The sequence below is a fragment of the Phyllobacterium sp. P30BS-XVII genome, assembly GCF_014138335.1.
GTDB lineage: Bacteria > Pseudomonadota > Alphaproteobacteria > Rhizobiales > Rhizobiaceae > Phyllobacterium > Phyllobacterium meliloti.
In genome coordinates, this window is record NZ_JACGXO010000019.1 from 1 (window position 1) to 3385 (window position 3385).

The following is a 3385-nucleotide window of genomic DNA, read 5'->3' on the forward strand; positions in this document are numbered from 1 at the left end:
GCAACAACTGGCTGCTATTGACCAGTGCTGTCTTGGTCGAGGCATGTGCCTCACCCGACAACCGGCCAAATGCAGCACGCGCTTCATCGGCGCTCAGCAACGCTACGCGGTTATACAGCGCCAGCGACGGACCACTTTGTGCAAGGCTGCCCAATGCACCTGCGGTATTATACTGATTGTCCGTCTGCGTAACTGTCTGGAACACATGATTGATCGGACGTGGATTCGGTTTGGGCTCTGGCTTGGGTTCTGGTTTAGGCTCAGGTTTAGGTTCAGGTTTTGGTTCCGGCTTGGGTTCGGGTTTCGGTTCCGGTTTGGGCTCGGGGTTGACATCTTTGACGGCGATCTTCAGGTCAACCTGCTTTTCCTTCTGGTCCAAAGTAACGTCCAGAAATGCCGATTTGGATACAGCCTGCGCAAATTTGCCTTCAATACCCGTTTCTGCAGTCAAAATGGTGTATGTCTGCCCATTCTGATAGCTCGTTGCAGAATCTAGAGCGTTCACCTCGACGTTCACATTATTGCCGATTTGCGCTACACCGCTGGGGCGGAAAAGTCCAATGATCGCATTTGGACCAATATCTTTTACGATAATCAAATCACTGGTACCGTTGCCCATGACATCGGCTTCATAAATCGAGCCATCTTTGAATTGCAGGGCGCCCATGACAGTCAGCGTTCCGGCCGAATTATTACCCGGTGAAATTCTGGCATTTGTTTCCAGTGTGACTGAACCAACTGTACCCGAGCCGCCCAGACGTCCAAAAAGAGTTGGATCGCGATCATCAAGTGCATTGTTGGATTGCGCGCCCCAAACCTCGATGTCATTGCTATAGTGGGTATATTCGTCTCCAAAAGAGGTTGTCTTATACGTACGCCCTACAATCCCATCGACGATAAGTGTACCGCTTTTTACGGTGAACTTAGATTTGCTGTTATCTTCGGGGTCGGGATCGAAATCTGTTGTGTCCAAATTACTCTTGATGACGAGTTTCGTGTCCTTACCGTCAACGTTGACTGTCCCGTCACCACCGTTCCCGGTATAAAATTGTGAAAGGTCACCCGTTATAATCGTTTCACCGGAGGTTGCATTGATGGTGCCGCCTCCGACTATGGTGTTTGAAAATACATAACCCGAGCTGTTGTGATTAAACCAAATACTCGAATTTGATAGTGGGTCATTTACAAGTGTAACGATGGCATCGGAATTGATTGAGCCCGCCGCCTTGGTTTCACCAAAAACGACATCGCCATTTTGATTCTCAACAATGCCGCCGATGATCAGTGAGCCATCGATACGGATGCCGTTTCCAGCTTGAATGTGCCCGCCATCGCCCACGGCAACAACGCCGCTTGAAGACAATTTGCCCGTGACGTCAAATATTGAATTGGCGCCCTGCACAGAAAGGTAGGCCAAATCACCTACACTGGCAGAATCCGCTTTTACCGATCCGCCACTTTCAACCTTGAAGCCGCCTTGCGAAACGATTGATAGCTTTGCCGCCTCCAAGCGACCGCCTTGCGAAACAGCGATATGGCCGGTTTCGAAGGCACCTGTCAGGCGAAGTTCATCGTCTGCGTGAAGCAGAGAGTCTTTTCCAGATACGTTTGTTGTGCCACCCAGTGTGAGGGTTTTGGTCTTTACTTCACCACCCTGTGCGATCGAGAAGCCGCTGGCATTCAACATGCTTCCGTTGTTCAGCCATTTGGAGCCCGCGCCGCTTACAAGTGCAGGTCCGCCCTGTCCACCCAAGGAAACAGAGTTGGTGTTGATCTGTCCTTTATCAAGAATTGAGATCGGGTCAATGATACGGTCTGATCCGGAAAGGCCAACAAGCTCGTTGGCATTCAGAGCCGAGCCTTCCCCTTTGACAACAAGGACGCCTTGGGAACTATCGAAAATCGCGCTGCTCAACTGCAGAGAATTGACGTTCACCTGCCCGCCATTCTCGATGACTAACTTGCCTTTTCCATAGGTATTTCCGAGACCTCCGATATAGAGAAGATCGCCTGTCAAATTCCATTCTGCGCCGGGTCCAGAAACCGTAACAACGCCAGAATAAGGGTTGTCATGGCTGCCACCCTGACCAATATAACCGTTTTTGCTGTAGGCCTTGACGCCCGATATCAACAGCTCCGCTTGACTGCCGTTAACTGCCCCGACCCTTAGATCCCCGTTTATCGCACCATTCGTGCCATATGCAGATGTCCAACTATCTGTGCCCGTTGCCAAGGTGCAATTGGTGATATCCGAAGCATTTGTCTCGCATACAGTTTGCGCCTGTGCGCCATTAATGCCGATACCCGCGGCAAGTGCTACGGTCGACAAAGTCAACCCAGAGACAAATCTCGTCCGTACACGTCCCAAAGCCGTCGTATTCAGAAGCGTATGCTTCACTCGTTTCGATCTGATTGTCCCGCTCAAAATACTGCCCCTTGAAGTCTGTAGGATCTACATATGTCAGGCCGGGCTGCGATATTCAGAGTAAAAGGACTCTCTGACACCGCCTCCCGGCTCACTGATTCAATGTATAGGGAAGAGGCTAGGTGTTGAGCCATTAGTGAAGGTTCACTACAAGCCGCGCCTTGGCTTATCTTTACTGTGACTATAGAAGCTTGCGGATGAATTCTGCGGAGAGAGAGCGTATTATTGTTGCAGACGATCATCCCGTATTCCGGGATGGCTTGCGGTTCGTGCTGCAACGAGTTTTCCCTATGGCAGACATAACAGGCGTCGGCACCATGAGCGAAGTCCTTGAACTTGCTCGAAAAGGAAAGGCGCCGGATACTTTTGTGCTTGATCTGCTCTTCCCGGGGATGGCCCCGGACAGATCGATTGGAGCGCTGCGGCAAGAATTTATGAGATCATCCATCATTATTGTCTCGATGGTTGATGATCCTGCGACGATCGACATGATCATGGCGCAAGGTGCTGATGGTTTCATCGGCAAAACCGTTCCACCGGAAGAATTCAGTGCTGTCGTCACTGAAATAAGGAACGGAACCTTTGTTATCAGGCCTCATCCTATCAGCATAAAAGAGCCGCCGCGTAGTTCCGGTAGTCTTTCAACATTGACACCGCGTCAGCTCGAAGTCCTGCGATTGATTGTTGAGGGAAAATCGAACAAGGAAATCGGCCGTGCGCTCGATATCTCACCCTATACGGTCAGCATCCATGTCTCGGCATTGTTGCGAACACTCAATGTCGGATCGCGGGCCGCAGCCGCGGTCAAGGCCGCCAGCGCCGGTATTGGCTCGGGCAACTGATTAATACTCATGCGTGGACGGGGTGTTGCTCTGTCTGAAGTTTCAGCGCCAGAATGGTTGAGCGCAGTTCGGCCGGGCGGATGGGCTTTGACAGGATTGGTATCTGCGGATCGCCCAC

At 51.3% G+C, this 3385-nt stretch carries 2 protein-coding genes; one reads left to right on the plus strand and one right to left on the minus strand.

What is annotated here, in order from left to right:
* Positions 1-2329, minus strand: a 2329-nt coding sequence (locus tag FHW17_RS25090; RefSeq protein WP_210276024.1) for a hypothetical protein, incomplete at its 3' end; no start/stop codon positions are given.
* A gap of 293 nt (positions 2330-2622) precedes the next feature.
* Between FHW17_RS25090 and FHW17_RS25095 the strand changes: the two genes are divergently transcribed.
* Entirely contained in the window at positions 2623-3267 is a 645-nt protein-coding gene (locus FHW17_RS25095) for a response regulator transcription factor (protein WP_112529467.1), read from the plus strand.
* The last annotated feature ends 118 nt before the right edge of the window (positions 3268-3385 follow it).